The organism is Micromonospora sp. NPDC002389 (assembly GCF_040296095.1).
Taxonomy (GTDB): domain Bacteria; phylum Actinomycetota; class Actinomycetes; order Mycobacteriales; family Micromonosporaceae; genus Micromonospora.
In genome coordinates this window covers 1-24,315 of record NZ_JBEOWP010000025.1, presented here as the reverse complement: position 1 = coordinate 24,315, position 24,315 = coordinate 1, and the positions used below count along the sequence as shown (strand labels likewise).

The 24,315-nt window shown below is 72.8% G+C and carries 22 protein-coding genes, 1 tRNA gene and 1 pseudogene; 12 read left to right on the top strand and 12 right to left on the bottom strand.

Annotation, left to right across the window (positions count from 1 at the left end; all coding sequences use genetic code 11):
• Window positions 1–7: 7 nt before the first annotated feature.
• From cobA to cobC, 3 genes are read right to left on the bottom strand one after another with little or no spacing between them, the layout of a single operon-like run.
• On the bottom strand, window positions 8–1,255 hold the full coding sequence (gene cobA, locus ABT008_RS28930) for a uroporphyrinogen-III C-methyltransferase (RefSeq protein ID WP_350700248.1): 1,248 nt from the start codon (window positions 1,253–1,255) through the stop codon (window positions 8–10).
• A complete protein-coding gene (gene cobT / locus ABT008_RS28925; protein ID WP_350700283.1) occupies window positions 1,252–2,334 on the bottom strand; it encodes a nicotinate-nucleotide--dimethylbenzimidazole phosphoribosyltransferase in 1,083 nt (360 codons plus the stop codon). Before cobT ends, cobA begins: the two co-directional genes overlap by 4 nt.
• Window positions 2,334–3,416 (bottom strand): Rv2231c family histidinol phosphate aminotransferase CobC, encoded by a 1,083-nt coding sequence (gene cobC / locus ABT008_RS28920; protein ID WP_350700246.1) that lies wholly within the window; start codon window positions 3,414–3,416, stop codon window positions 2,334–2,336. Before cobC ends, cobT begins: the two co-directional genes overlap by 1 nt.
• Before the next feature lie 121 nt (window positions 3,417–3,537).
• On the opposite strand from cobC, the gene ABT008_RS28915 reads away from it, so the two are divergent.
• Window positions 3,538–5,670, top strand: a complete 2,133-nt coding sequence (locus tag ABT008_RS28915; RefSeq protein WP_350700245.1) for a transglycosylase domain-containing protein — start codon at window positions 3,538–3,540, stop codon at window positions 5,668–5,670.
• 25 nt (window positions 5,671–5,695) lie between these two features.
• Here the strand turns inward: ABT008_RS28915 and ABT008_RS28910 are convergent, their stop codons facing one another.
• Complete coding sequence (locus ABT008_RS28910) at window positions 5,696–7,150, bottom strand: cobyrinic acid a,c-diamide synthase CobB (RefSeq protein WP_350700243.1); 1,455 nt, start codon at window positions 7,148–7,150, stop codon at window positions 5,696–5,698.
• Window positions 7,151–7,386: 236 nt separating this feature from the next.
• Here ABT008_RS28910 and ABT008_RS28905 point away from each other — a divergent pair.
• A pseudogene (locus ABT008_RS28905) lies at window positions 7,387–8,193 on the top strand (SURF1 family cytochrome oxidase biogenesis protein); the annotation flags it as partial.
• Between the two features lie 109 nt (window positions 8,194–8,302).
• Here the strand turns inward: ABT008_RS28905 and ABT008_RS28900 are convergent.
• The 4 genes from ABT008_RS28900 to ABT008_RS28885 form a co-directional block, all read right to left on the bottom strand.
• Window positions 8,303–9,871: an ATP-dependent DNA ligase gene (locus ABT008_RS28900; RefSeq protein ID WP_350700242.1), complete on the bottom strand. Its 1,569-nt coding sequence runs from the start codon at window positions 9,869–9,871 to the stop codon at window positions 8,303–8,305.
• A 63-nt stretch (window positions 9,872–9,934) separates the two neighbouring features.
• Window positions 9,935–10,141 carry a hypothetical protein gene (locus ABT008_RS28895; protein ID WP_350700240.1) on the bottom strand — a complete coding sequence of 69 codons (207 nt, stop codon included), beginning with the start codon at window positions 10,139–10,141 and terminating at the stop codon, window positions 9,935–9,937.
• Between the two features lie 63 nt (window positions 10,142–10,204).
• Window positions 10,205–11,560, bottom strand: a complete 1,356-nt coding sequence (locus ABT008_RS28890; RefSeq protein ID WP_350700281.1) for a dipeptidase — start codon at window positions 11,558–11,560, stop codon at window positions 10,205–10,207.
• An 11-nt stretch (window positions 11,561–11,571) separates the two neighbouring features.
• Window positions 11,572–12,231, bottom strand: coding sequence for a uridine kinase family protein (locus ABT008_RS28885; RefSeq protein ID WP_502890516.1), 660 nt, complete (start codon window positions 12,229–12,231; stop codon window positions 11,572–11,574).
• A 93-nt stretch (window positions 12,232–12,324) separates the two neighbouring features.
• On the opposite strand from ABT008_RS28885, the gene ABT008_RS28880 reads away from it, so the two are divergent.
• Window positions 12,325–12,726 carry a rhodanese-like domain-containing protein gene (locus ABT008_RS28880; protein ID WP_350700279.1) on the top strand — a complete coding sequence of 134 codons (402 nt, stop codon included), beginning with the start codon at window positions 12,325–12,327 and terminating at the stop codon, window positions 12,724–12,726.
• Window positions 12,727–12,789: 63 nt separating this feature from the next.
• Here ABT008_RS28880 and ABT008_RS28875 read toward each other — a convergent pair whose 3' ends face one another.
• From ABT008_RS28875 to ABT008_RS28865, 3 genes are all read right to left on the bottom strand, one after another.
• Complete coding sequence (locus ABT008_RS28875; RefSeq protein WP_350700238.1) at window positions 12,790–14,328, bottom strand: cobyric acid synthase; 1,539 nt, start codon at window positions 14,326–14,328, stop codon at window positions 12,790–12,792.
• On the bottom strand, window positions 14,325–15,311 hold the full coding sequence (locus ABT008_RS28870) for a cobalamin biosynthesis protein (protein ID WP_350700236.1): 987 nt from the start codon (window positions 15,309–15,311) through the stop codon (window positions 14,325–14,327). Before ABT008_RS28870 ends, ABT008_RS28875 begins: the two co-directional genes overlap by 4 nt.
• A gap of 72 nt (window positions 15,312–15,383) precedes the next feature.
• Complete coding sequence (locus ABT008_RS28865; RefSeq protein ID WP_350700234.1) at window positions 15,384–16,274, bottom strand: single-stranded DNA-binding protein; 891 nt, start codon at window positions 16,272–16,274, stop codon at window positions 15,384–15,386.
• 334 nt (window positions 16,275–16,608) lie between these two features.
• Between ABT008_RS28865 and ABT008_RS28860 the strand changes: the two genes are divergently transcribed.
• The 9 genes from ABT008_RS28860 (at window position 16,609) to ABT008_RS28820 (ending at window position 23,168) form a co-directional block, all read left to right on the top strand.
• Window positions 16,609–17,034, top strand: a complete 426-nt coding sequence (locus tag ABT008_RS28860) for an HPF/RaiA family ribosome-associated protein (RefSeq protein ID WP_350700232.1) — start codon at window positions 16,609–16,611, stop codon at window positions 17,032–17,034.
• Window positions 17,035–17,094: 60 nt separating this feature from the next.
• Complete coding sequence (locus tag ABT008_RS28855) at window positions 17,095–17,301, top strand: hypothetical protein (protein WP_350700231.1); 207 nt, start codon at window positions 17,095–17,097, stop codon at window positions 17,299–17,301.
• Between the two features lie 82 nt (window positions 17,302–17,383).
• Window positions 17,384–18,403 (top strand): alpha/beta hydrolase, encoded by a 1,020-nt coding sequence (locus tag ABT008_RS28850; protein ID WP_350700229.1) that lies wholly within the window; start codon window positions 17,384–17,386, stop codon window positions 18,401–18,403.
• A 222-nt stretch (window positions 18,404–18,625) separates the two neighbouring features.
• Window positions 18,626–18,698 (top strand) — tRNA-Arg (locus ABT008_RS28845).
• A gap of 235 nt (window positions 18,699–18,933) precedes the next feature.
• Window positions 18,934–19,449 carry an RNA polymerase sigma factor gene (locus tag ABT008_RS28840; RefSeq protein ID WP_350700227.1) on the top strand — a complete coding sequence of 172 codons (516 nt, stop codon included), beginning with the start codon at window positions 18,934–18,936 and terminating at the stop codon, window positions 19,447–19,449.
• Window positions 19,450–19,713: 264 nt separating this feature from the next.
• Window positions 19,714–20,136: a hypothetical protein gene (locus ABT008_RS28835; RefSeq protein ID WP_350700225.1), complete on the top strand. Its 423-nt coding sequence runs from the start codon at window positions 19,714–19,716 to the stop codon at window positions 20,134–20,136.
• Window positions 20,137–20,373: 237 nt separating this feature from the next.
• On the top strand, window positions 20,374–21,882 hold the full coding sequence (locus ABT008_RS28830) for an alpha/beta hydrolase (RefSeq protein ID WP_350700223.1): 1,509 nt from the start codon (window positions 20,374–20,376) through the stop codon (window positions 21,880–21,882).
• A 62-nt stretch (window positions 21,883–21,944) separates the two neighbouring features.
• Window positions 21,945–22,412 carry a winged helix DNA-binding protein gene (locus ABT008_RS28825; RefSeq protein WP_350700221.1) on the top strand — a complete coding sequence of 156 codons (468 nt, stop codon included), beginning with the start codon at window positions 21,945–21,947 and terminating at the stop codon, window positions 22,410–22,412.
• A 24-nt stretch (window positions 22,413–22,436) separates the two neighbouring features.
• On the top strand, window positions 22,437–23,168 hold the full coding sequence (locus ABT008_RS28820) for a helix-turn-helix domain-containing protein (RefSeq protein WP_350700219.1): 732 nt from the start codon (window positions 22,437–22,439) through the stop codon (window positions 23,166–23,168).
• A gap of 123 nt (window positions 23,169–23,291) precedes the next feature.
• Here ABT008_RS28820 and ABT008_RS28815 read toward each other — a convergent pair whose 3' ends face one another.
• Window positions 23,292–23,867, bottom strand: coding sequence for a dihydrofolate reductase family protein (locus tag ABT008_RS28815; protein ID WP_350700217.1), 576 nt, complete (start codon window positions 23,865–23,867; stop codon window positions 23,292–23,294).
• Window positions 23,868–24,315: the final 448 nt, after the last annotated feature.

The window sequence follows — 24,315 nt, the reverse complement described above, 5'->3', positions numbered from 1 at the left end:
TCGCGTTTCAGTCGGACAGGTCGAGGGCGGTGACCACGTCACCGAGTACGACCACGGCGGGCGGACGCAGTCCCGCGTCGGCCACGGCGGCGGCCACCTCACCGAGCGTGGCGCGTACGACCCGCTCCGAGCCGGTCGTGGCTTCCTGGATCACCGCCGCCGGGGTGTCGGCCGGTCGGCCGTGGGCCAGCAGGGTGGCGGTGATCGCCGGCAGGTTCTTGAGCCCCATCAGGATCACCAGCGTGCCCCGGAGACCGGCCAGGGCCTCCCAACGCACCAGCGAGTCCGGCGAGTCGGGCGCGACGTGGCCGGACACCACCGTGAACTCGTGGGCCACGCCCCGGTGGGTGACCGGGACGCCCGCCGCTGCGGGGGCGGCGATCGAGCTGGTCACGCCGGGCACCACGGTTACCGGTACGCCGGCCTCCGCGCAGGCCAACAGTTCCTCGCCGCCCCGGCCGAAGACGTACGGGTCGCCGCCCTTGAGCCGGACCACGAAGGACCCGGCCAGTGCCCGGTCGACCAGGATCTGGTTGATCTCCTCCTGCGCGCGGGATGGGCCATACGGGATCTTGGAGGCGTCCACCAGTTCGACGCCGGAGCGCAGCTCGTCCAGCAACAGGCCGGGCACCAGCCGGTCGGCGACCACGACGTCTGCCTCGGTGAGCAGCCGCCATCCCTTCAGGGTGATCAGTTCGGCGTCGCCCGGCCCGGCACCCACCAGGGCGACCTCGCCGCCCCGAGCAGTCCGGGTGTTAACAAGGGGCCCTTCCTCTACCGGAGGCGTTAATAAGGTGCCCTTCCTTACATGCAGCAGGGTGCGGATGGCGTCTCGGACGGTCATCGCGCGGTGCGGGTCGCCGCCGCCGAGGACGCCCACGGTCACCGGGCCGTGCCGGGTCACCGCCGGGGTCCAGGCGGTCGCCGCCTCGCGGTCGTCGGCGCGTACGCAGAAGATCCGGCGCTCGGCGGCGGCGGCGCTGACCGTGGCGGCGGCGACCGAGTCGTCGATGGCGACCTGCACCAGCCAGGCGCCGTCGAGGTCCTCGGGGACGAAGCGACGCTCTGCCCAGCGCAGCCGTCCGGCGTCGGCGTGGGCGCGCAGGGCCGGACTGATCTCGGGTGTCACCAGCAGCACGTCCGCACCGGCGTCGAGCAGGGCGGGTACCCGGCGGGTGGCCACCGCTCCCCCGCCCACCACGACCACCGGGAGGCCGGCCAGGCGCAGTCCGAGCGGATAGGGGTTGACGGTCACTTCTCGGCCACCCCGGCGGAGTCGAAGGTGGCGACCTCGTGCAGCACCCGGGCCGCGCCGGTGACCACGGGCAGGGCCAGCAGGGCGCCGGTGCCCTCGCCCAGCCGCAGGCCGAGGTCGATCAGCGGGTCGAGGCCGAGCCGGCGCAGCGCGACCGTGGCGCCCGGCTCGGCGGAGCGATGACCGGCGATCATCGCGCCGACCGCGTCGGGGGCGAGCGCCGCGGCGACGAGGGCGGCGGAGACCGCGATCACGCCGTCCAGCAGCACCGGTACGCGTCGCGCGGCGGCGCCGAGCACGAACCCGGTCAGGGCGGCGTGCTCCAGCCCGCCGACGGCCGCGAGCACTCCCAGCGGGTCGTCCGGGTCGGGGGCGTGTCGGTGCAGCGCGGCCCGCACCACCTCGATCTTGTGCTGGTACGTCGGGTCGTCGACGCCGGTGCCCCGGCCGGTCGCCTCGGCGGCGTCGACCCCGGTGAGGGCGGCGATCAGGGCGGCGGCCGGTGTCGTGTTGCCGATGCCCATGTCGCCGGTGAGCAGGATCTTCGCGCCCGCGTCGATCAGCTCTCCGGCGATCCGGATGCCGACCTCGATCGCCGCCGTGGCCTCCTCGCGGGTCAGCGCGGCGGTGACGGTCAGGTCGCGGGTGCCTCGGCGTACGGGGGTGGTGACCAGTCGGGGCAGCCCGTTGTTGGCGTCCGCGTCGGTCGGGTCGGGGGCGGGCAGCGGGGTGGCCACCCCGACGTCGACCACGGTGACCGAGGCGCCGGCCTGCCGGGCGAACGCGTTGACGACGGCACCGCCGGCCAGGAAGTTGCCGACCATCTGCCCGGTGACCTCCTGTGGCCAGGGGCTGACCCGCTGGGCATGCACGCCGTGGTCCCCGGCGAAGATCGCCACTGCGGCCAATGTCGGCAACGGTGGCGGGCAGGTGCCGGCCAGGCCGGCGAGGCGTACGGACAGCTCCTCCAGGGCGCCCAGCGAGCCGGCCGGCTTGGTCAGCCGGGCCTGCAACTGGCGGGCCGCGGTCATCGCCGGCTCGTCGAGCGGGCCGATCGCCGCGATGGTGGTCTCCAGCATCATGCCTCCAGGATCTCCGCCAGCACCTCGATGAACGCGTCCGTGGTCGCCCGATCCCGTACGGCGATCCGCAGCCAGTCTGGTCCGAGCCCGGGGAAGGTGTCGCCCCGGCGTACCGCCCAGCCACGTTCCCGCAGGTCGGCGCGGAGCCGGTCGGCACCGGGCCGGTGCACCAGGACGAAGGCGCTGGCCGGGCGGCCGGCGACGCGTACGCCTGGCAGGGTCGACAGCCGGTCGACCAGGTAGGCGCGGTCGTCGGCGAGTTGTGCGGCGATGGCGCGTTCGGCCTGGACCGCGACGTCGGTGGCGCAGGCGGACGCGGCGGCCAGGGCGGGGGTGGCGACCGCCCAGAGCGGCTGTACGGCGGCCAGCCGCTCCAGCAGCGCCGCCTCGCCGAGCAGGTAGCCGATCCGGAGTCCGGCGAGTCCCCAGGTCTTGGTGAGGCTGCGGACGACCAGCAGCCCGGGCAGGTCACGCCGGGCGGCCAGCGACTCGGGTTCGCCGGGTACGCCGGGCGCGGTGGTGGTGTCGGCGAACGCCTCGTCGATCACCAGGACCCGGCCGGGGCGGGCCAGGGCGGCCAGGTCGGCGGCGGGGTGCAGGACCGAGGTGGGGTTGGTCGGGTTACCGATCATGACGAGGTCGGCGTCGGCCGGGATCCGGTCCGGGTGCAGCCGGAAGTCGTCGGCCGCGTCGAGCAGTACCCGCTCCACGGTGTGCCCGGCGGCCCGCAGCGCGGCCTCCGGTTCGGTGAACTGCGGGTGCACCACCACCGGTCGGCGTACCCCACGCAGCGCCTGGGCGAGCAGCACGAAGCCCTCGGCGGCACCGGCGGTGAGCAGCACCTCCTCCGGCGGGCGGCGGTGCCGGGCGGCGACGGCGGCGCGGGCCGGACGCGGATCCGGATAACCGGCGAGGTCGGCCAGGGTGGCTCTGATCGGGTCGGCCAGCCAGGCGGGCATCGGGGCGCGCCGGACGTTGACGGCGAGGTCGACCAGGCCGTCGCCGACCTCCGCGTCACCGTGGTGCGCGAGGTCGGGTTCGGGTGTCGGATGGGACGCTCCGGTGAGCGGACCGTGCATGCCCGCGATCCTGCCGGGAAGGCGGCGCGGGCGACAGCAGCCCGTGGAGTGCTCCGCATCACCACTGATCACTTCATGAGTATTTCTCATGTACGAATCGGAAATGTCATAACTTATCCGTGTGAGTAATCGACCCCTTGCCGCCGCAGGTCGACTCGTTCCTCTCCTCCGCGCCGGATTGATCGCCGGTGTCGTCGTCGCCGCCGTCGCGTACCCCGTGGTCGCAGTGACCGGCCTCGGCGCCAAGGCCACCGCGCACGCCGTGGAGAGCAAGACCCGCCTGCTGGCCACCGCCCTGCCCGCCGAGACCTCCTACCTGTACGCGCCCGACGGCAAGACCGTGCTGACCATGTTCTTCGAGGAGTACCGGCAGTACACCAAGCTGGCCGACATCTCCCCGCACATGCAGCAGGCGATCGTCGCCGCCGAGGACAACCGCTTCTACCAGCACCACGGCGTCGACCCGAAGGGCGTCGCCCGCGCCTTCGTGGCCAACGCCCGCTCCAGCGGCGTCTCCCAGGGCGCCTCCACGCTGACCATGCAGTACGTGCGGATGGCGCTGCGGGACAGCGCCACCACGCCCAAGGAGGTGCAGGAGGCCACCGCGCAGACGCCGATCCGCAAGGTCAAGGAGATGCGGATGGCGGTCGACCTGGAGAAGGAGTTGGGCAAGGAGGACATCCTGGAGCGCTACCTCAACTCGGCGTACTTCGGTCACCGCGCGTACGGCATCTACGCCGCCAGCGAGATCTTCTTCTCCAAGACGCCGAAGGAACTCACCCAGGTCGAGGCGGCCACCCTCGCCGGTCTGGTGAAGTCCCCGTCGCAGTACGACCCGGCCAGCTCCGACCAGAAGGACGCCACCACCCGGCGCAACTACGTGCTCGACAACATGGCACGGCTGGGTTACCTGTCGCCGAACGCCGCCGAGGCGGCCAAGGGCGAGCCGATCCGGTTGCGGCTGACCTACCCGCCCAACGACTGCGCCGCCGTACCCGAGAAGTGGAACAGCTGGGGCTTCCTCTGCGACTACCTCAAGAACTGGTGGAGCGCCCAACCCGCGTTCGGCAAGAACCGCCTGGAACGCCTGGACAAGCTGCGGCGGGGCGGCTACCGCATCGTGCTCAGCATGGATCCGAAGGTCCAGCAGGCGGCGGAGAAGAACGTCGGCACCGAGGGCAACACCGGCAGCCCGTTCGCCAACGGCATCGTGGTCTCCGAGCCGGGCACCGGCCGGGTCAAGGCGATGGCGGTGAACCGCACCTACTCCCTGCAGGTGGACGAGAACCCGCTCAGCTCCAACCCGGAGGCGGGCCCGAACGTCCGGGCCAACTACCCGAACACGGTGGCGCCGCTGATGGGCGGCGGAGACCTGCCGGGCTACCAGGCCGGGTCGACGTTCAAGATGTTCCCGATGCTGGCCGCGCTGGACGCCGGCATGACGCTGAACACCACCTTCAACGCGCCGCACAGCTACCGCTCCGAGATCTACGACGGCTGGCAACCGTCGAACGCCAGCGGCGCGATGAGCGGTACGCAGACCATGTGGTCCGGCTTCGGCAAGTCGGTGAACACCTACTTCGTCTGGCTGGAGGAACAGGTCGGGGCGGAGAAGGCCGTCCGGCTCGCCGAGCAGTTGGGCCTGCGCTGGCGTACCGACGTGGACCGCGACCACGCCTCACCGGCGAAGGCGAACAAGTGGGGCGCGTTCACGCTCGGCGTCTCCGACGCCACCCCGTTGGAGATGGCCAACGCGTACGCCGCGATCGCCGCCGACGGGCGCTACTGCGAGGCGATCCCGGTGAACGCGATCTACAACCGGGACGGTACGCCCGCGATGTTCACCACCCCGGGCGGTATCGAACGCGAGATCGCCAAGCCACGGTGCCGCCAGGTGGTCAACGCCGACGCCGCGCGGGCCGCGACCGACGCCGCCCGCTGCCCCACCGGGGACACCCCGGCCAAGGGAAGCTGCGGTGGCTGGTCGACCGCGGACAGCGTGCGCGGCACGGTGGGCCGCCCGGTGGCCGGCAAGACCGGTACCACGGACAGCACCCGGTCGGCCTGGTTCGTCGGCTACACCCCGGAACTGGCGGCCGCCAGCTTCATCTCCGACCCGGACAACCCGTTCAACGCGGTCGGCGACGGCCAGTCACAGATCCCGATCGCGGCGGTCTCGAACACGCTGCGCGACGCCCTCAAGGGCACCCCGACGCGGGACTTCGTACCCCCGTCGGACCGCATAGTCGGCTGAGGACCGGCACGCGCCGGAGCGCCGCTCAGGCCGGCGCTCCGGCGGCCGGTTCGGCCGCCACCACACCGACGGGCGCGATCGGGACGCCCAGGTCGGGACCGGCCGGGATCGCGGCCGGCTCGGTGGCCGCGGCGGCCACCAGACGCCCGGCGATCCGCGGGTACGCGGCCCAGTGCGGGACGAGCTGGGAGGCGTGCACGCCGCGCCAGACGAAGCCCTCCGGCGCGCCGCCCGCCCAGCCCCACGCCGGACGCGGCCCACCCCGTGGGGTGAGCACCGCGCGGTGCTCCTTGTGCCCGGTCACCACCTCGCCCCGGGTCGCCACCACACTGTCGCTCTGGGCGGTCGCCTCGCGGTAGCCGACCACCAGACCGTCCCGGATACTGCCGATCGCGTCGAGCACCCCGCACATCGGCAAGCCGTCGAGTTCCCGGGCCAGCCAGAGCAGCCCGGCCCCCTCGGCGACGACCGGCCGACCGGTACGCGCCAACTCGGCCACCGCGATGCAGAGCCGCCGATTGGCGGAGAGCTGCTCGGCGTACGACTCGGGCAGCGCGCCGCCGACCACCAGCGCCCGGGTGCCGGCCGGCAGCACCTCGTCGACGAACGGGTCGAGCGTCACCACGTCGGCACCGGCGGCGCGCAGCAGCTCGGCGGTCTCGGCGTGGCTGAAGCTGCCGCCCGGTCCACCGGCCACCGCGACCAGCGGACGTCCGGCGCCAGCCGGCACCGGCGGGTCGGCCGCCTCCGGGTGCGGCGACCACGGCGACACCGCGAGTTCGGGGGCGGACCGGGCCAGCCCGAGCAGCCGTTCCAGATCGACGGTGGCGGCGACCGCCTCACCGAGTCGGCGGACGGCCCGGGCGGCCTCGCCGCCGTTCTCCAGCACCGGCATCACCCCGTGCCGACGACTCGGCAGCACGGCCGGCAGATCCTGGCGGCGCAGCGCGCCGTAGACGGGTACGCCGATGTCGTCGAGCGCCTCGCGCAGCAGCGTCTCGTGTCGGGCGGAGGCGACCCGGTTGAGGATCACGCCGCCGATCCAGAGCTGCTCGTCGTACGCCCGGAAGCCGTGCACCAGGGCGGCCACCGACTGACCCATCGCGGCGACGTCGACCACCATCACGACCGGGCTGCGCAGGGCGGTGGCGACCGCTGCGGTCGACTCGGTCTCGCAGCGTCCGCTGAGGCTGTCGTAGAGGCCCATGCTGCCCTGCACCACGGCGAGCCCGGTGTCGGCGGCACCGTGCAGCAGCAGCGGCGCGAGCCGGTCGGTGCCCATCAGCCGAGGGTCCAGGGTGCGCCCGGGTCGGCCGGCGGCGAGCCCGAGATAGGCGGCGTCGACCGGATCCGGGCCGATCTTGAACCCGGCCACGTCGAGACCACGATCGGCGAACGCGGCGAGGATGCCGATCGCCAACGCGTTCTTGCCGTGCCCCGACGAGGGGGCACTGAGCACCAGACGCGGCACGACGGTCATCATCGACTCCTCGCGGGCGGCGAGCGTGCCGACCGTCGGCGCGCCCCGTGCGCGTGACGATAGCCCACGTCGGTCGCCCGTAGGCGCCGCCCGCCGTCCCGATCCGCTTCGATCCGCCCGACCGGAGCGGACCGCCCCGGCACCGACACGCTCCGTCGTCGATCGGCCCTTTCCCGGCCGTCACGTCGACGGGCGGGGCGGCGCAGTGGTGACGGTCATACGGGTAGCCTCGTGGCGTGTACCGGTTCCTGCTGACGCCGCGCTGGCTGGGCATCCTCGCGCTGACCCTGGTCCTCGCCACGATCATGGTGATGCTCGGCAACTGGCAACTGGACCGCTACCACGGTCGGACGGCGGTCAACGAGCGCATCGACGCCGGGTTGCGGATGGACCCGGTGCCGCTGCGCGAGGCGGTGCCCGCGCCGACCGGTGGCCCCGGCAGCGTCGGCCCGGCACCGGCCGATGACCGGACCTTCATCCGGGTGATCGCGACCGGCCGGTACGACACCGACAACGTGGTCCTCGTCCGGGGCCGGACGGTGGAGAGCAAGGTCGGCTTCGAGGTGCTCACCCCACTGGTGCTGGCCGACGGCACCGCCGTCCTGGTGAACCGGGGCTGGATCCCACCGGCGCCGGGCGGGGCGATGGCCCAGCCCGAGGTGCCGGCGGCACCGCCCGGCGAGGTGACCGTCGAGGGCCGGGTGCACGCCAGCGAGAGCGGTTCCGGCAACGTGGCCCGCCGGGAGGGCCGGCTGGAGACCCGCCGGGTCGCCGTGCCGCAGCTCGCCGCGCAGATGCCGTACCCGGTGCACGGGGCGTACGTGCTGCTCGACGAGCAGACCCCGGCCGCCGACCCGGTCTTCCGCGCGGTGCCGGTGGGGCACGCCAACAACTGGCAGAACCTCGGGTACGTCGTGCAGTGGTGGATCTTCGCGGCGATGACGCTGTTCGGCTACGGCTGGATCGCCCGTCGGGAGGCCCGCCGGCTGGCCGGTGTGACCGACGACGACCTCCCCCGCGACCGGGCCGCCGAACCGGCATCGAGCAGCCCCGCCACGAGCAGCTCTGCCCCGACCAGCCCAGCCCCGAGCAGCCCAGCCCCGAGCAGCCCGGCCTGAGCCCGGTCTGCCTGAGCCGGTCAGCCTGAGCCGGTCAGCCGCCCGCGCGGCCGGCGTGGATGGCGCGTACGGCGTCGATGGTGTCGGCCTCGGCGGCGGTCTTGTCGTCGCGGTAGCGGACCACCCGGGCGAACCGGAGCGCCACCCCGCCCGGATAGCGTGAGCTGGTCTGCACCCCGTCGAAGGCGATCTCGACCACCTGCTCGGGCCGGACCCGCACCACCCAGTCGCCGCGCTCGACGGACAGCTCCAGGAAGCGTTCGGTCTGCCAGCGCAGCAACTCGTCGGTGAGCCCCTTGAAGGTCTTGCCGAGCATCACGAAGCCGCCGCTGGCCGGATCCCGCGCCCCGAGGTGCAGGTTCGACAGCCAGCCCTTGCGCCGGCCACTGCCCCACTCGACGGCGAGCACCACCAGGTCGAGGGTGTGCCGAGGCTTCACCTTCACCCAGGCCGCACCGCGCCGACCGGCGTCGTAGGGCGCGTCGGGCGACTTCACCACGACGCCCTCCTGGCCGGCGTCGAGCGCGGCGGCGAACGCCGCGCCGGCCTGCTCCGGCCCGTCCACCTCGATCCGCCCGACCAGCACCGACGCGTCGACGGTGGCGGCGAGCGTGGCCCACCGCTCGCGGCCGGGCAGGTCGATCAGATCCGCGCCGTCGAGGTGCAGCAGATCGAAGAAGTACGGCGTGAGCAAGGTCTCGCCGGTCCGGGCGGCGGCGGCGCGGACCGCCGGGGCGACGGATGCCCCACTGCCCCGGCGGGCGGCGGCGCTCGACGTCTGCTGGAACGGCAACGGTCGGCCGGTGGCGTCCAGCCCGATCGCCTCCCCGTCGAGCACCAGCTCCCGGGCGGGCAGGGCGCGGACGGCGGCGACCACCTCGGGCACCCGGCCGGTGATCTCGTCGAGGCTGCGGGTGAACACGGCGATGTCGTCGCCGCTGCGGTGCACCTGGATGCGGATGCCGTCCAGCTTCACGTCGACCACGGCGGGGGTGCCGGTGGCGGTGAGCGCCTCGTCGACCGTGGCGGCGCTCTGCGCCAGCATCGGCGCCAGCGGTCGCCCGACCCGCAACCCGAACTCGGCCAGTGCCGGGGCACCGCCGTCGAGCGCGGCCACCGCGACCGCCCGCAGGTCACCGGCGAGCAGCAGGGCCCGGCGTACCGCGCCGACCGGCACCTCGGCGGCCCGGGCGATCGCGTCGGCCAACAGCCCGGCCTGGGCGCCCTGACGCAGCTCGCCGAGGAAGAGGCCGGTCAGGACGCGTTGCTCCTCGGCGGTGGCGGCGGTGTAGAGCGCGGCCACCAGATCGCGGCGGCGGGCCTGCGAGCCCGCGCCGTGCACCGCCGCGATCTCGTCGATCGCCGCGTCGACCCCGGCCACGGTCAGCGTCGCCTCCGTCGCCGGTGGCGGCAGGTCGCGCAGCGCGGCCCAGCCGACCCCGGTCTGTCGCTGGCGCAGCTCGCCCGCGAGCCAGCCGGCTCCGGCCGCGACCTCGTCCGGATCGAGCCGACGCAGGGCGTCGGCGAGCAGCTCGACCTTGGCCCGTCGGCCACTGACGGCACCGACGGCTGCGGAGGTGGCAGCCAGGTCGAGGAAACGCACGACCTCATCCTGCCAGCCACCCCCGACAGCGGGTGTCACCTGCGCGGGAGCTGCTCCAGCGGGTCAGGCCGGGACCGGCTCCTCGACCCGCAGGCCGCGGGCGCGGACCTCCTCGGCGATGCGGGACAGCGACGCGTCCACGGCGACCAGAGCGGCGGACAGCTCGGCGAGCTGTTCCTTGAGCGTGGCCTCCGGCCACGCGGAGACGTCGACGTCCCCCAGAGCGCTGACGGCGGCCTCCATACGGGCCATCACCTCGTTCGTACGCATGTTCGAGAGGCTACAACAGCCGCGCGTCCGACACGCCGGAAAGAGCCACCATTCGCGCGAAAGTCACCGAGTCGGTGCCGGGCCCGCCTCGGCCACCTTGGCCAGCAACAACGCCTCGGCCAGGCAGACCCGGGCGAACTCGCCCAGGTGCAGGCTCTCGTTCGGCCCGTGCGCCCGCGCGTGCGGGTCCTCCACGCCGGTCACCAGGATCGCGGCCTGCGGGAACATCTCCTGGAAGGTGGCGATGAACGGGATCGACCCGCCGACGCCGATGTCCACCGGGTCGGTGCCGTCCCAGGCGGCGCGGAAGGCCGCGCGGGCCGCGTCGAAGACCGGGCCGGAGGCGTCGATGACGCAGGGCGCCCCGTCGTGCTCGAAGGTGACGTCGACCTGGGCGCCCCACGGGGCGTACCGCTCCAGGTGGTCGCGCAGCGCGAGGTACGCCTGCTTCGGCTCGTCGCCCGGCGCCAGCCGGAGGCTCAGCTTGGCCTTGGCGGCCGGCACCAGCGCGTTCGGCGCCTCGGCGGTGGCCGGGGCGTCGATGCCGAGCACGGCCAGCGCGGGCCGGGTCCAGAGCCGGTCGGTGATCCGGCCGGAGCCGATCAGGCGTACGCCCTCGGCGAGCCCCGCCTCGGCCCGGAACCGGTCCTCGGGGTAGTCGACGATCGCCTCGTCCCGACCGACCAGGCCCTCCACCACCACGTTCCCGGCGTCGTCGTGCAGGGTGGCCAGCAGCCGGACCAGCGTGGTGAGCGCGTCCGGGACGGCACCGCCGAACATCCCGCTGTGCACCGCGTGGTCCAGGGTGCGGACCTCGACGAAGCAGTTGACGATGCCGCGCAACGAGGTGGTCAGCGCCGGTACGCCGACGTCCCAGTTGGTCGAGTCGGCGATCACGATGACGTCCGAGGCGATCGTCTCGCGGTGGTCGGCGAGCAACTGCTCCAGCGAGTCGGAGCCGTACTCCTCTTCCCCCTCGACGAACAGCACCACGCCGACGGGCAGGCGGTCGCCGAAGGCCCGCAACGCGGCGACGTGCGCCATGATGCCGGCCTTGTCGTCGGCGGCACCCCGGGCGTAGAGCCGGCCGTCCCGCTCGACCGGCTCGAACGGGTCGGACTCCCACAGCGTCCGGTCCCCGACCGGCTGCACGTCGTGGTGGGCGTAGAGCATGACGGTGGGCGCACCGGGCGGGGCGGCCCTACGGCCGATCACTGCGGGCTGGCCGCCGGCCCGCAGGATCTCGACGTCGAGACCGCAGCCGCGCAGCAGCTCGGCCACCGCCTCGGCGGAGCGCTCCACGTGCGAGTGGTCGAAGCCCTCGAAGGCGATGCCCGGGATACGGACGAGGCGTTCCAGGTCGGCCCGGACGCCGGGCAGTTCCCGGGTCACGGCCTCCCGCAACTCGGACTCGGTCATGATCGGTGAGGTCATGACCGGCATGGTATGCCGCCCCGACCTGGGGTTCCCGGCCGAGCCAGATAGTAGTGACGGTCATCGTGCGGCAACCCGGGGTCACCGTCGACCACCAGGTCGGCCCGCGCCTGCGTGTCGTCGGCGGCGAAGTGCGCCTGCTCGGTGTCGTGCCACCGGCGCAGCTCCGGCAGGATCTCCGGGCCGTCGCGCGCCACCGCCCGAGTCAGCCGCAACGGGTGCGGGGCGGTGACGAAGACGGCCAGCGTCAGGTCCGGACCGGCGGCGGCCCGGGACGTGCTGACCCCCTCGACGATCAGCACCGGCGTCACCGGCACCGACACCGGCTCGGGCCGGAAACACCGGCGTACCCAGTCGTAGCACCGGTACGACCCGGCCCGGCCGGACCTCACCGGCCGCAACACGTCGCGCTCCAGTCGCGTCCAGAAGGTGAGCTGGTCGTCCCACCCGTCGAGCAGATCGTCGGTGTGCACCACCGGCGGTCGTACCGCCTCCGGCCCGATGCCGCCGAGAGCGTCGGCCAGGCGCGCGGCGAACAGCGTCTTGCCCGCCCCGCTCGGCCCGTCCACGGCCACCAACCGGGTACGCCCCAACCGGGCCCGTGCCGCCAGCACCCGCCCCGCCAGTCCGGCGTACGACTCGAAGACCGCCACCACGGAGACCGACGTTACCGATCGGGTTGTCCCACACCGCTTCGGACCGCCTGTCGAGTAGCCGCACGGCATGATCGTGGCGTGTCCCATTCCGTGATGAGTCCCGGCGTCGAGGCGTTGCTGGAGCAGGCCCGTTCGGGCATGACCCGGCTGACCCCACAGGAGACGGTGCAGGCCGCCGCCCGGGGTGCCCTCGTGATCGACACCCGCACCGACGGGCAGCGGCGGGAGCAGGGCGACCTGCCCGGCGTCATCGTGATCGACCGGACCGTCCTGGAATGGCGGCTCGACCCGGCCAGCGACTGGCGGATCCCCGAGGCCACCAACTACGACATGGAGGTCGTCGTGGTGTGCCGCCAGGGCTACAGCTCCAGCCTGGCGGCGGCCAGCCTGCGCGCGCTCGGGCTACACAAGGCGACCGACATGATCGGCGGCGTGGAGGCGTGGCGCTCGGCCGGAATGGCCTTCTCCGACCAGCCCGCCGACGTCCGCTACTGAGGCCGGGCAGCGCGAGACGCTGACGCTGGGCGACGGCACCGCCTCGGCTGGTGCAGGTGGCGGCTAGCCGGGGACGCCGGGCGGGATGAAGGGCAGGTCGGCGGGGGGCCCGGACTCGACGAGCCGACGCAGGGCGGCGGTGTCGAGGTGTTCTTCGACCAGGTCGCCGAGCAGGTCGAGGGTGCGTTCGCGGGCGGCGGCGAAGGACGTGTCCGGGGCGACCCGGAAGCCGGTCCGACCGGCCATTTGAGCTGCCCGGTCGAGGAACCAGCGGCGGAACTCGTCGGACTCGAAGGTGCCGTGCCAGTGCGTACCGTGCACGACCCCGGACACCATGCCCTCGCCGGCACCGGTCGCGTCCCACAGCAGCGGGGGCGCCTCCGGGTCGGCGGCGGAGACGTACCCGTGGTGGATCTCGTAGCCCCGGACCGGAAGCTGGTCGGCGGCGGTGCCGACCGCCTGGCGGACGGTCTTGCGCGGGTCGAAGGTGATCTCGATGGGCAGCAGCCCGAGGCCGTCGACGCTGCCCCGGCGGCTCTCCACCGGGTCGTGGATGGCCCGGGCCAGCATCTGGAAGCCGCCGCAGATGCCGAGCAGCGGTCGACCGGCCGCGACGTGCGCGGTAACCGCGTCGGCGAGGCCGGTCTCGCGCAGCCAGGCCAGGTCGGCCACGGTCGACTTGGAGCCGGGCAGCACGACCAGGTCGGCGGCGGCCAGCTCGGCCGGCTCGACGGTCAGCCGGACCCGCACGCCGGGCTCGGTGGCGAGCGCCTCCACGTCGGTGGCGTTGCTGATCCGGGGCAGCCGCACCACCGCCACGTCGAGCCACTCGGTGCCGTGCGGGGCGGCCGGGCGGCCGAGCACCCGGCCGTAGGCGAGCGAGTCCTCGGCGTCCAGCCACAGGTCCAGCGCCCAGGGCAGGACGCCGTACGTCGGGCGGCCGGTGAGGTGACGCAGCGAGTCCAGCCCGGGGGCCAGCAGGCCGAGGTCGCCTCGGAACTTGTTGACCACGAACCCGGCGATCAGGGCCTGGTCGGCGGGTTCGAGCAGGGCCAGCGTGCCGAACATGGCGGCGAACACGCCACCCCGGTCGATGTCACCGACCACGATCGTCGGGAACCCGGCGTGCCGGGCCAGCCCCATGTTGACGTAGTCGCCGTCGCGCAGGTTGATCTCCGCCGGGCTGCCCGCCCCCTCGCAGATCACCACGTCGTACGCCGAGCGCAACTCGGCCAGTGCCGCGTATGCGGTCTCGGACAACCGGGGACGCAGGGTCCGGAACGAACCGGCGGTCATCGTGTCGACCGCCTCGCCCAGCAGCACCACCTGACTGCTCAGGTCGCTGCCCGGCTTGAGCAGCACCGGATTGAACCGCAGGTCCGGGGCGAGCCCGCAGGCCGCCGCCTGCATCGCCTGCGCCCGCCCGATCTCGCCACCCCGGCCGTCCGGCCCGACGACCACGGCGGAGTTGTTCGACATGTTCTGCGCCTTGAACGGCGCCACCCGTACGCCCTCGCGGTGCAACCAGCGGCAGATGCCGGCGGTGAGCACGCTCTTGCCGGCGTCGGAGGTGGTCCCGGCGACCAGCAGGCCACCGCTCACCGCGTGCCCGTGAGGCGTCGGGCCACCGCGCCGACCAGCCGGCCGACGGTCACCGGGTACGCCGCCGCGAGGCCGAGCGCGGCCAGGCCGACGGCACCGGAGATCCGGGCGGCCCGAGGCAGGTGCCGGGCTTCGGGACGGGGACCGTCACCGAGGAACGGCCGCACCTCGGACCGGCCGAAATAGACGTTGCGCCCGCCGAGCCGCACACCCAACGCACCGGCCATCGCCGCCTCGCACTGCCCGGCGTTGGGGCTCGGGTGGTCGTCGCGGTCCCGACGCCACACCCGCCAGGCGCGCTCCCGGTCCCCCTTGCCGGCCGGTGCCAGCGCGACGGTCAGCAGGCCGGTCAGCCGGGCCGGCACCAGATTCAGCAGGTCGTCGAGCCGGGCGGCCGGGGTGCCGAACCGGGCGTAACGCGCATTGCGGTGGCCGACCATCGCGTCGAGGGTGTTCACCGCCCGGTAGCCGAGCAGGCCCGGCAGCCCGGCCACCGCGCCCCAGAACAGCGGGGCGACCACCGCGTCCGAGGTGTTCTCGGCCACCGACTCGACCGTGGCCCGGGCCAACTCCGACTCGTCGAGGGTCGACGGGTCCCGACCGCACAGGTGTCCGAGCCGCGCCCGGGCGGCCGGCAGGTCGCCACCGCGCAGCGCACGTCCCATGGTCTTCGCCTCGTGCCGCAGGCTCTGCCCGCCCAGCACCGCGAACGTGCCGGCGGCGACCAGTGCCGCGCGGGCCAGCGGTTGCCGCCGGGTCGCGTACGCGAGGGCGGCCCCGGCCAGCACCGGCCCGCCGACACAGAGCGCGGTGTGGGTGCCACCGGCCAGCCGGTGCGGCCGGTAGAGCCGACGTTCCAGGGCGGCGGCGGCCCGGCCGAAACCGGCGACGGGATGGCCACGACGTGGGTCACCGAAGTACGCGTCCAACGCGTACCCGGCGACGAGTCCCGCCGCGTTCGCCACTGCACCCGCATGCCGCACCCGCACCACCTCCGGCCGGCCAGCCTAGCCGAGCCCGGCCACCGGAGCCGCCGCTCGACCGAGCCGCCCAGGTCAGACGGGCTGCGGCAGTCGACCCCGCCCACGCCGGCCACGCCCGGTCGCCGTCGCGCCGGTGCCGGACTCCGCCGGTGCGTTCGCAGAGGCCGCAGTGGGCTCCTCGGCATCACCGCCCGCCTCGGCCGACTCGGACCCACCCGGCGTGCTGTCACCCGTGTCCGGGAGACCGCCCGTAGCCGAGAAGCCGCCCGTGCTCGGGAGGTCGCCCGCGAGGCCGTCCGTGATCCGGAGGTCGCCCGTGCCGGAGAAGCCGTCCGCCCCGGTGCGACCGCCCGTGCCGGAGGTGCCGTCCGCCCCGGCGATGTCGCCCGTGCCGGGGAGGTCGTCGAAGGGGTCGGCCTCGCCCAGGCGCTGCGGGTAGCCGGTGCCCGCCGGAACGTACTCGGACAGCTCGAAGTCGTCGTCCAGCGGCCCGTCCTCGGGCAGAGCGGGCGCGTCGTCGTCCGAGACGGCCTCGGTCAGCTCGCCGTGCACCCGCTGCTCGGCCTCGGCGTCCGAGATGGTGCTGGTCGCCAGGTTCGGCTTGTTGCGCAGGAAGCGCCCGCGCCCCCGGGACAGGTCGTGACCCACCGCCACAGCCTCCAGCTCGTAGAGGGTGCGGTGGTTGCCGGCGTCGTCGGTCCAGTCGCGGGTGTAGAGGCGACCGCAGACGACCACCGGGTCACCGACCATCACCGACGACGCCACCCCCTCGGCGAGCTTCCGCCAGCAGTTGACGCGTACGCGCAGGCTGTTGCCGTCCACCCAGCGCCCGCTGTCCCGGTCGAGGCGGCGGGCGGTGGAGGCGACCTTGAAGTTGGCCACCAGGGTGTTGCTCTGCGTGGTGCGACGCCACTCGGGGGCGGTGAGCACGTTCCCTACAACGGTTACGTAGGTGTCGAACATCGTTCCTCCAGCGGAGTTCCGGGTCGGCTGGTACCGACTCGCCGCCCAGCCTCGGGCCAGGCGGCCCACCCGAGCAGCCCCTCCGGTCGTACCTGTGGACAACCTGGCGGCCTGTGGACGAACGCCTGATCAAGGTCCCCATGTGCTAGGCCGACCGACCCTGCCCGGCCCACGCCCGGCGGCGGACGATCGATTCGCACAGGAAACCGTCAGGTTCCGGAGCGGTCCGCCTGGGTAGGAACTCGCCAACCGCACCTGCGACGTCGAACGAAAGGTCAGCGATCATGATGATGAGCATCGCTTGTTCCGCCCGCGTCCCTGGTCAGGTGCAGCGATGAGCGAGAACCCGGCCACCGTGGAAAAGTGTCTGCGAATGGGCGCCGGCTTCTCGCAGGCCGACCGCGACTGGATCGTGACCCAGTTCGCCACGCTCGACGCCCGACTGGCCGGCTTCCACGCCGACTCCACCGAACTCGAACTCTCGGTCAAGGACCGGGAGGCCAAGGGCCAGCGGGTCACGCTGGAGTGCTGGATCGCCGGCCGGCAGAAGATCGTCACCACCTCCTCCGAGGAGGACCTGCGCGCGGCGCTCAACGACGCCCGTGACGACCTGCGCCGCAAGCTCAACGACTCCAAGACCCGTCAGGAGCCGCGCAACAACAAGCACCTGCGGGTCACCACCCCGCCCGGCGAGCCGACCCCGGTCGAGGAACTGGCCGAGGAGCTGGCCACCGCCGGGACGAAGACCGACGAGAGGTGACCGTGTCGCCGGCCGGGCACGCGTCCGGCCGGCGGCGCTGAACAGGGAGAGGTGAACGGCATGCCCAACGTGCAGCAACCGGAGATGCGCCGCAGCGGCGAGACCCGGCTGGTCCAGGACAGCGACGGACCGATCCCGGGGGGTGGCTCCGCGACCAAGCAGGAGCACCGGACGGTCCCGGTGGACCAGATCTCGCCGTACGGGCCGGATCGTGGGCGGGCCGCGACCTCGCACGAGCCGACCGACCGCGACGCTCACGGCGACTGACCCGCCGCACGGTAGTAGCCCCCGTCCCACGCAGGGCGGGGGCTACTACCGTGCGGTAGCTTCCCGGCGTACCGTCGGTCCGGTGGAACCCGACGTGCTGGGCCCGCCCTACGAGCGGCACACCATCGACCTTGGCCGCGACGACGAGGGACCGGTGGTCGCGACCCTGGTCCGCCGCCGGGCCGAGCGACCCACCGGGCGCGCGGTGCTCTACGTGCACGGCTTCGTCGACTACTTCTTCCAGACCCACGTGGCCGACTTCTTTGCCGCCCGGGGCTGGGACTTCTACGCGCTCGACCTGCGCAAGTACGGCCGCAGCCTGCTCCCCCACCAGACCGCCAACTTCTGCCGCGACCTCGCCGACTACTTCCCGGAACTGGACGCCGCCGCCCAGATCATCCGTACCGAGGACGACCACCACACGCTGCTGGCCATGGGCCACTCCACCGGCGGGCTGATCGTCTCGCTCTGGGCAGACGCCCGCCGCGACACCGGGCTGGTCGACGGCATCTTCCTGAACAGCCCCTTCTTCGACCTCAACGCCCCCTGGGTCGTGCGTCGACCCCTCGCAGCCGCCGTCGCGCGCCTGGGCCGTCGGGCACCCCACCGCGTCCTCCCCTTCGGCCTCGGCACCGTGTACGGCGAGAGCCTGCACGCCGACCATCGCGGCGAATGGAGCTACGACCTGGCCTGGAAGCCGCTCGCCGGATTCCCCGTCCGGGCCGGCTGGCTGAACGCCGTCCGCACCGGCCAACGACGCCTGCGCGCCGGACTGGACATCCCGGTGCCGGTGCTGCTGGCCTGCTCCACCCGGTCGTTCCGGGGCGTCAAGTGGCACGATTCGGCGACCCTCGCCGACGCCGTCCTCGACGTCGAACACATGGTCCGCTGGGCGCCCCGCCTCGGCCAGCACGTCACACTCGCCCGCTTCGACGGCGGCCTGCACGACCTGACGCTGTCCGGCCCCGCCATACGCAACAAGGTCCTCACCGAGGTCGGCCGCTGGGCGGACGCCTTCCTCGACGCCGGACCGACGCCCCCTCCCCCACCGGCCCCGCGCCGCCCGGCCGACAGCGAGCCCACCCCGCACGCCGCCACCTGAGCCACCGGCCCACCTGAGCCACCGGCCCGCCGAGGCCTGCCGAACCGTCCGGGCCTGTCGCCGCGCCTGAGCCGCCGCCTCGCCTGACCCTGGCCCGCCTGGGTCTGCCGACGCCGTGGATTCGCAGGTGCGCGGCGTCCATGGCGCGTGCGACGCTGACCGGGCACCCGTTCCGTCGCGCCGGGCCGGTGCGGCGGTACCCTTCTCGCGCGATACCACAGCGCGCCCGTAGCTCAGCGGATAGAGCAGGGGACTTCTAATCCCAAGGCCGCAGGTTCGAATCCTGCCGGGCGCACCTCTGTTCGCACTGCTCAGCGGCTTGTCGCCGCCCCTCGGTCCCCCGCTCACCCGGCATCCCGCAGTCCGACCTACGCCGCTGGCGCCAAGGCCGAGGCTGACCTCACCCACCCCGTGAGCGCAGCCGGCCGGACGCTGGCGACCACCATCGGCGGCCTGAGACGCTACCGGTGGGTGAACGATGCCGGGGGGTTCTGCGTCCAGGTCCTCAAGGGCGACGGGAGGGAGTGCCGATGAGGCCGCCGGTGCGCAGATCGCTGGAGGACGACCCGTCATCGGGCATCGACGTCAGGCGGGTCCGAGCCGTACTGATCATGGGTGGTGTGCCGTGGCAGGACCTGGATGATGCGATGCAGCAGGTCCGGCTCAAGCTCCTGGAGCAATCGTCGGCAGAGACGATAAACAACTCAGCCGCCTGGACGGCTGTCGTCGCGTCGCGGGTCGCCGTCGACTGGCACCGTCGTCGGCGGCGCCATGAACAGCGACGCCAGCGGCTCGTGGCGCTTCGGGCGCCTGCCTTCGCCGACACGCTGCCCGACCCGGACCGCGATCTCGCGATGGTGGTGGCCGGGGAACTCGATGAGCTTCCAGCGGACCAGCGCCAACTTCTGGTGCTGCGGTTCTATGTCGATCTGACCGTGCCGCAGATCGCCGACGTGCTCGGCGTCGCGTCGGGAACGGTGAAGAGTCGGCTGCATGCGGCGGTCGGTCGGATGCGGGCCAGGTTGAACGCGAAGGGAGTGGTGTGAGATGTCTCGGGTGGAGAGCGGTGGCAACTCCCATCGCGACGATGCGCTGATGTCCGCCGTCACCGGCGAGCAGCCGGCTGACGCGATTGCGGGCACCGACGAACTAGCCGAGGCGACGGCAGCCGTAAACGCGTTACGGCGTGGCATGGCAGCACTCGGCACCGAACTGGCTGCGGCGACGGATTCGCGTACCCCGTTCATTGCGGCCCCGACGGACCACGGGCCCGACCGGCCGCCAGCCAGGCGGATGTCGACAGGTCATGGGTGCTCGCCATCGCTGCGGGGGTCGTGGGTGTGGCTCTGGTCGGCGGCTACGCGCTGACGGTGTCCGACCCGGCTGACACGTCGGTGAGTCGGAGCCTTCCGGGTGTCGTGGCGTGCGCCGAAACCATCGCGGTGGGAAGTGTGGCGTCGGTGAGCCGTACGGGTGACCGGTTCACGGTGACGCTTGACTCGGTGCGCTACCTGAAGCCGGACAACGGGCCCGCAGTCCTCACGGTCGATGATGCACAGTTGGCCGTCGGTGGATCGAGCACTACACCAGTCACGGGTCAGCCGGCCCTGGTAGTGGTTCACGACGCGGCCAAGGGCGATGTCGACCTGAAGCGTCGCTCCGGCGCAGGTTCACACCTCGGCCGCAAGATCATGCTCGATCCGGGATCGAGTGGTATCCAAGCGCCGCGATAGCCACTCGATCCCGGATCGAGCGATGCTGCAGTACGACGAGCCGCCGCAGGCCGACATCGAGCGGCCTGCGGCCGCGATCGCCGCTCGGCCGGTCGTCGCGCAGGCCGAGCCAATGACCAGGCATTTTGATCTCGAATCGCGGATTAGACACTGTGTGTATAGCCTGTGTGTATAGCGGCCCGACCATCGTCGAACTCCGGCGGCCACGGGAGGACCGCGAGAGACGGAGGCTGTGACGTGAGACGACAGACGCTGACCGGTACGGCGGCCGCCGCGCTGGCGACCATGGTGGCGCTCGGGCTCACACCCGCCCAGGCGAACCCACGGACCGAGGCACCGGCCGCCGGTACGGGCATCGCGTGGGAGCCGTGTGCCGACGAGCCTGCGGCGGAGTGCGGCAGCGTGACCGTACCCGTCGACTGGTCCACGCCGGACGGCCCGACGATCGACATCGCGCTGGCCCGTCGTGCCGCCACGGACCCGACCGCCCGGATCGGCACGATCCTCACCAACCCCGGCGGACCGGGTGCCTCGGGGGTGCAGGACGCCATCCTCGGCGGCATCGGCGGCAGCTTCAGTGAGGAGGTACGCCGCCGCTTCGACGTGGTGGGCTTCGATCCTCGGGGCGTGGGCGGCAGCGACCCGATCCGGTGTCAGGTGCCGGAGGGCCCGGAGCCGAAGCTGTTCCCCACCACCGCCGAGGAGTTCGACGGCCTGCGCGCCTGGACCCGGGCGTACGGCGAGAGCTGCCGGGAGCACAGCGGCCCGCACGTGGACTTCCTCGACAGCCGGACCGTCGCCCGCGACATGGACGCCATCCGGGCCGCGCTCGGCGAGAAGAAGCTGACCTTTTACGGCAACTCGTACGCCACCATGATGGGCCAGCAGTACGCCACGCTGTTCCCGCAGCGGGTGCGGGCGATGGTGCTCGACAGCACGATGGACCACAGCGCGGCCACCACCTGGGAGTTCCTGCGCAGCGAGACGAAGGCGACGCAGGACAGCTTCGACCGGTACGTCGAGTGGTGCCGCACCTCGACCGAGTGTGCGCTGCACGGCCAGGACGCCCGCAAGGTCTTCCGGGACCTGTACGCCAAGGCCGAACGCGGTGAGCTGGTCGACCCGGTCAGCTCGCGGACGATGAGCCCGACCGATCTGCTGGACGACATCCAGTGGACGTTCCTCGGCCCGTACTGGACGCAACTGTCGGAGCGGCTGGCCGGCCTGTCGGCGGGCGAGCCCGGCCCCGCGACGGACGCCGCCCGCCCCACCACGGCCCGGACGGCGACGACGGAGCAGGAGCCGGTCGAGGATCCGAGCCTCGCCATCTTCTGCCAGGACTGGAGGTTGCCGGTGCGGGACGTCGACCAGCTGCGGGCGTACCAGGACCGGCTGGCCCGGGTGGCACCGGAGATGAAGCTCAACCTCCAGGCGTGGGGCTCCACGATGGCCTGCCTGGGCTGGCCGACCGAGGTCCGCAACCCGCAGGCACCGCTGCGGTGGAAGGGTGTGCCGCCGGTGCTGGTGCTCAACAGCCGGTACGACCCGGTCACGCCGCACGAGTGGGCTCGGAACGTGGCGCGTCAGTCGGGTGCCACCCTGCTGACCTACGACGGCGCGGGGCACGGGGTCTACTCGTTCGACAGCGACTGCGTCGGTGACGCCACCACGCGGTACCTGATCCACGTCAAGACGCCGCCGCCGGGCACCCGGTGCCCGGCGGTGGAGCAGTCACCGGCGTCTTGACCTGAATCGGACGTGAAGTTCTACGTTCCTCCTCCTACCGTTCTGCACTCGGAGTAAGACCCATGACGACGGAACAGCTCTCCGACACCGAGCTCGTCGCGCAGCCCGCCGCCTACTGGACGGGCGTCGCGTACAAGTCCCTGATCACGTTCACCCGTGCCCGGCACGTCGAGCTCGGCTTCACGCAGCCGCAGTTCTGGCTGCTGCGCAACCTCTCCGTGCACGACCTGCGGCCGGACGGCAGCGGGATGACGGTGTCCGAACTCGAACAGGCGATGAGTTCGTACCTGTGTCCCGAGGACGATCTGGACGCCGAGGCGAGAGTGTTGCAGGAGCGCGGGTGGCTGACCCGGGACGGTGACGGACGGCTGTGGATCACCGAGGCGGGCGAGGAGGCGCGCGTCAGCCTCAAGCAGCACGCACCGTCGATCCGGGCCCGCATCCACCAGGGCATCGACGACGCGGACTACGTGACGGCCCTCAAGGTGCTCCGGCAGTTGATCCGGAACACCGGCGGCTCGGTGGACTGACAGCCACGTCGTAGGGTTGCCGCCGTGGGGCTGGTGAACACGTCGCGTTCCTCGGACTCACCGTGGATCTCCTCGGTGTGGACCGGTCACAGCACCCAGGTCTCGCAGATGACGTCCGTCGCCAGCGAGACCTGGGGGCTGGTGTTCTGGGAGTCCGGGGGTACGCCGTTCGCGGCGGTCGTCGGCCCGGAGGACCGCACCGTCTCGGCACCCGTACCGCAGGACGCCCGGTTCGTCGGCGTCCAGTTCGCGGTCGGCACCGTGCTGCGGGCGGCCCCCACGTCGACGCTGCTGAACTCGGGGATCGAACTGCCCGACACCACCTCCGGGCGGTTCTGGCTCGACGGCGAACGCTGGCACACGCCGCGCGTCGACGACGACGTCGAGGCCCTGGTGGCGCGGCTCGTCCGCAGCGGCGTCCTCGTCCGGGACCCGCTGGTGCAGGAGGCGGTGGCCGGGCGGCTGCCGGCCACCGCGAGTCGGACCGTGGAGCGCCGCTTCCGGGCCGCCACCGGCCTCACCCGGGGCACCGTCGCGCAGATCGGACGCGTCCGGGCCGCCGCGGAACTGCTGTCGGCGGGCGCGCAGGTCAGCTCCGTCGTGCACCGGCTCGGCTACTACGACGAGCCGCATCTCGCGCGGGCGTTGCGACGGTACGTGGGGCGCACCGCCGGTCAGCTTCGCAGCGGTGCCGGCGGCGCGATCGCGTTGCCCGCGCCAGGTCGTGTCTCGACGCCAGGTGGCGCACATCGGTGATCGAAGGGTGCAACCCCCTCTTCAAGGTCTCCCGCGTGACGATGGCCGGCAGGTACTGACCCCGGCCCCTTCGCCGTGCGCGCCGTCCGAGTGGTGCGGACAGCGCGCACGGACCGCTGACCCCTAGCGGACGACGTCGTAGACGGCCTTGAGCACACCGTTGCCGTAGGCGGCGGACTCGCGCAGCGCCAGCCGCTGCTCCCGCTGCTCGCGTCGGGGGAACACACTCTTGCCGTCACCGAGCAAGACCGGAAAGACCAGGAGGTTGTACCGGTCGACCAGGCCCGCCTCGGCCAGCCTGCGCGCGAGTTCCGCGCTGCCGTGTACGAAGATCGCCCCGCCCTCGGTCTCCTTCAGCGCGGCGACGTCGTCCGTGGACCGCAGGATGTGCTGGTCACCCCAGTCGCCGACAAGCGCGTCCGCACCGAGCGTCGACGACACCACGTACTTCGGCAACTCGCGGTAGGCCTCGTGGTCCTCGGACTGCGGCCAGATCGGCGCGAACGCCTCGTAGCTGCGGCGTCCGAACATCAGCGCGCCGGTCTCCGCGAGTTCCTCACCCTTGAGCGAGTACGCCTCGGGGTCGAACGCCGTCCGGAACACCCATCCCCCCGCGGGGTGCCCTTCGACCGTCCCGCCGGGCGAGTCGACGATCCCGTCGATCGAGATGAATCCGGTCCACACCAGTTCGCGCGTCACCACAGTCTCCGCTTCGGTCCTCGTACCCTGCACCTCGGCCCGAAGGTCCACCACCCCGCGCCACACCAGGGACGCTATCGCCCCCACCCCCACCGGTCTTGTACGAAACCGACACCACCCCCGGACGGCCGACGCCCACCCGACGGACCGGGCCCACCGGAGTTGACCAAGAGGTTCGCGCCCTCCGCCCTCCCCCTCCGCGACCAAAGTCCTTGATCAAGATTCCGAATCTGTCGGACGGTGCCGGGGCGGTGGTGTGCATGTGTTCCCGGGGAGGGTGGGTAGTTCTGTTGTCGCTGGAGCGACAACAGAACTACCCACCGCCCTACACCGGGGGCGACCGACCCCGATCCGCTAGTGCGGTGTCCAGGAACGTTGGCGGTGTCGCGGCGAGGTCCAGGCGGCGGTCCGGCAAGGCGGAGTCGGGCCTGGATACCGGTGTTGTATC

Coding starts and splice junctions, on each gene's coding strand:
- ABT008_RS28855 (WP_350700231.1), top strand. CDS start 17,095: ATGCCCAACGTGCAGCAACCGGAGATGCGCCGCAGCGGCGAGACCCGG.
- ABT008_RS28910 (WP_350700243.1), bottom strand. CDS start 7,150: ATGACCGTCGTGCCGCGTCTGGTGCTCAGTGCCCCCTCGTCGGGGCAC.
- ABT008_RS28890 (WP_350700281.1), bottom strand. CDS start 11,560: ATGACCGAGTCCGAGTTGCGGGAGGCCGTGACCCGGGAACTGCCCGGC.
- ABT008_RS28860 (WP_350700232.1), top strand. CDS start 16,609: ATGAGCGAGAACCCGGCCACCGTGGAAAAGTGTCTGCGAATGGGCGCC.
- ABT008_RS28895 (WP_350700240.1), bottom strand. CDS start 10,141: ATGCGTACGAACGAGGTGATGGCCCGTATGGAGGCCGCCGTCAGCGCT.
- ABT008_RS28825 (WP_350700221.1), top strand. CDS start 21,945: ATGACGACGGAACAGCTCTCCGACACCGAGCTCGTCGCGCAGCCCGCC.
- ABT008_RS28880 (WP_350700279.1), top strand. CDS start 12,325: ATGAGTCCCGGCGTCGAGGCGTTGCTGGAGCAGGCCCGTTCGGGCATG.
- cobT (WP_350700283.1), bottom strand. CDS start 2,334: ATGCTGGAGACCACCATCGCGGCGATCGGCCCGCTCGACGAGCCGGCG.
- cobC (WP_350700246.1), bottom strand. CDS start 3,416: ATGCACGGTCCGCTCACCGGAGCGTCCCATCCGACACCCGAACCCGAC.
- ABT008_RS28840 (WP_350700227.1), top strand. CDS start 18,934: ATGAGGCCGCCGGTGCGCAGATCGCTGGAGGACGACCCGTCATCGGGC.
- ABT008_RS28865 (WP_350700234.1), bottom strand. CDS start 16,274: ATGTTCGACACCTACGTAACCGTTGTAGGGAACGTGCTCACCGCCCCC.